Origin of the sequence: Brooklawnia sp. (genome assembly GCF_049651565.1) — a bacterium.
GTDB lineage: Bacteria > Actinomycetota > Actinomycetes > Propionibacteriales > Propionibacteriaceae > Brooklawnia.
On sequence record NZ_JBASCI010000175.1, the window covers coordinates 1 to 2,962 of the forward strand.

General features: G+C 72.6%; 2 protein-coding genes and 1 pseudogene. 1 reads left to right on the forward strand and 2 read right to left on the reverse strand.

Going from position 1 to position 2,962, the window contains the following annotated elements; genetic code table 11:
• Positions 1–384: pseudogene (locus tag WBL05_RS08045) on the forward strand (glutamate-1-semialdehyde 2,1-aminomutase); the annotation flags it as partial.
• Here WBL05_RS08045 and hemG read toward each other — a convergent pair.
• Together hemG and WBL05_RS08055 are read right to left on the reverse strand one after the other, a co-directional pair.
• Positions 369–1,739 carry a protoporphyrinogen oxidase gene (gene hemG / locus WBL05_RS08050; RefSeq protein WP_424225066.1) on the reverse strand — a complete coding sequence of 457 codons (1,371 nt, stop codon included), beginning with the start codon at positions 1,737–1,739 and terminating at the stop codon, positions 369–371. The pseudogene WBL05_RS08045 and the gene hemG sit on opposite strands and share 16 nt — an antisense overlap.
• On the reverse strand, positions 1,736–2,839 hold the full coding sequence (locus WBL05_RS08055; protein WP_424225067.1) for a TIGR04053 family radical SAM/SPASM domain-containing protein: 1,104 nt from the start codon (positions 2,837–2,839) through the stop codon (positions 1,736–1,738). Before WBL05_RS08055 ends, hemG begins: the two co-directional genes overlap by 4 nt.
• Positions 2,840–2,962: the final 123 nt, after the last annotated feature.

Genomic DNA, 2,962 nt, shown 5'->3' on the forward strand with positions numbered 1-2,962 from the left:
GTGTACGCGCGGGTCGACCACGTCGCGCAGGCGGTCGGGAACGCCGCCAGCGCGGCCCTGGTCGAGGCAGGGGTGGCGCACTCGTTGCAGCGGGCCGGGAACCTGTTCTCGATCATGTTCGGTGAGCTGCCCGACGGCGGCGCCACCCCGCACGGGTTCTGGGGTGCTGGTGCGGTGGCCGACTACGCCGGCGCGCAGGCCCAGGAGTCGTGGCGGTTCCCGGCGTTCTTCCACGCGATGCTGGACGCCGGGGTCGCCCTGCCGCCGAGCGTCTTCGAGGCGTGGTTCGTCTCCGCCGCGCACGATGACACTGCGGTGGAGCGGATCGTCGCGGCCCTACCCGGGGCTGCCCGGGCCGCGGCGCAGGCTCAGCGGCCGAACTGATCCAGTACCGCGGCGGCAGCCGCCTTGCCCGACGTCACCACGTCGGGCAAGCCGACGCCGCGGTAGCTGGCGCCGGCCAGTTGCCACTGCGGGCGGGTCGACAACGCCGCGTGGATCGCGTTCAGCCGGTGCTTGTGCCCGACGACGTACTTGGGCATCCGGTCGTCCCACCTGGCGATGCGGCGCACGCAGGGTTCGCCGCGGACGCCGAAGGTGTCGGCCACGTCCTGCTCGATGACGGCGAAGACCTCGGCGTCCGCACGCTGTTGCAGGGCGTGGGCGCGTTCGGGCAGGAACGACCGGATCAGCACGCTGCCCTCGGGGGCCCGGCCAACCCACTTGCCGGACGAGATCGTGCAGCCGCTGGACGGGGACCCGCTGCCGGCATCCAGGAACCCGTGCCCGACTGGCGGGGATGGGAAGGCGTCGGCCGGGTAGCCGAGCGTCACCACCGCGGTCGATGCGTGCGGGATGGTGCGCAGTGCCGCCGCTGCGCCTGGCAACTCCCCGGCGACCAGCCCGGCGGCGACCGGCGCGGGGGTGGCGAGGATGACGGCGTCGGACTCGATCACCTCACCGGTGTCGAGTCGCAGCCGCGAGGCACCGTCGTGGGTTGAGCAGTCGGCAGCCGCCACCCCGAAGCGTTCCCGGTAGCCAGGCTGGGCGCGCAGGTGCACGGTCACCGCGTCGACCAGGTCAGCGAGCCCGCCGCGCAGGGTCCGGAACGGGGATCCGCCGCTGCCTGTGGTGCGGCCGGACTTCAGACTGGCCAGGATCAGGCTGCGGCTGTTGCGCTCGTGGCTGCGCAGTATCGGCAGCACCGAGTCGAGGCTGAGCTCCTCGATCGAGGTGCCGTAGATGCCGCCGATCAGCGGGTCGGCGAGGCGTTCGATGACGGCCTGGCCGAGCCGGTGGCGCAGGAACTCGCCGATCGCCACGTCGTCGTCGCCCAGGTATCGGGGCAGGATGAGGTCGAGGCCGGCGCGCAGCTTCTGCGGCCAGCTGAACAACCGGGTGCGGACGAACGGCCCGAGCCGGGTGGGCAGCACCAGCCCCATTCCCTCCGGCAGCGGCACCATCCGGTCGGCGCTGCGCAGGTACACCACCCTCGGCTCGGTGACCTGGATGATCTGCTCGCCGAGCCCGAACCGGCGGGCCAGTTCGGCGGCGGCGGGCCGGTAGGAGACGAACGAGTCGGGACCGTGCTCGATGGTGAAGCCGTCCACGTGCTCGGTCTGCACCTTGCCGCCCGCTGTCGGGGCGGCCTCGATGAGGGTGACCTCGGCGCCGGCATCGAGCAGGTCGACCGCGGCCGACAGCCCGGCCATACCGGCCCCGACGACCGCCACCCTCACCGGGCGGCCTCGACCGGCTGCGGCGTGCGGGTGTAGTGCGGCGGGATGTGCGGGCAGAACGGGTCCTCGGCGAGCGGGTCACCGTGGGCGGCGTAGGCCCGGGCGCGGGATCCGCCGCAGATCTGCTGGTGCTGGCAGTGGTGGCACCGGCCGGTCAACTGGCGCGGGTCGTGCAGCGACTTGAACAGTGGTGCGTCCCGGTAGACCTCGACGATGGAGTCGGTGCGCACGTCGCCCACCGGGATGGGCAGGAAACCGGCCGGGCAGATCTCACCCAGGTGCGAGACGAACATCACGCCGTGGCCGTCGCGCACCCCGAAGCTGCGGGCCACCCGGCTGCGCCGGGTCTGCTCGGCGGTGAGGCCGGCGGCCCGCATCTGTTCGATGGCCACCCGGCGGTACGAGGGCGCCTCGGTGGTGGCGACGACGAACGGAGCCGCGGAGCTGATCTTGTGGACCCAGGCCATGAACTCCTCGCCGTCCCTGGGCGACAGCGGTTCGAGTAACGTGCCCCGGCCGACGCTGATCAGGAAGAACAGGCTCCACCTGGTGAGCGGCATCGACTCGAGCAGTTCGTAGACCGCCGGGATGTCGGCGGCAGTGCCCGCGGTGACCAGCGTGTTCACCTGCACCGGCAGGCCGAGTTCGCCCGCCCACCCGATGGCGGCGAGGGTGCGCTCGTAGGTACCCCGGATGCCGCGGATCGCGTCGTGGCGTTCAGCGGTGGACCCGTCGAGACTCAGCCCCAGGCCGGACACGCCGTGGGCGGCCAGGGTGGCCAGCACCTCCTTGGTGAGCGCGCCGGTGGCGGCCGGTGTGATCGAGACGTCGACGCCGAGCCGGCGGGCCTCATCGATCAACGGCAGAAGGTCGTGGCGCTCCAGCGGGTCACCGCCGGTGAGGATCAGGGTCGGCATCGGGTCGCCGAACTGCGGGATCTGGCGGATGAACGCCACGCCCTCCTCGTGGCTCAGTTGGCGGGGGTGGGCGTCGGGCATCGCGGAGGCCCGGCAGTGCCGACAGGCCAACGCGCAGGCCTGGGTCACCTCCCAGTAGATGTTGAGCGGCGTGAGCGAGTAGTCCCGGGCAGCGTGTCGCACGGGATCACACTAGAACGGCCGGGTTCCGCACCTGCGGGCGGGCTGCCCGGTCGGGTGCTGCGGGGCATCTCAGGTGGTGGGGTTGGCCGCCCGCCAGGCGTCCCAGACCTCGGGGCGCAGGCG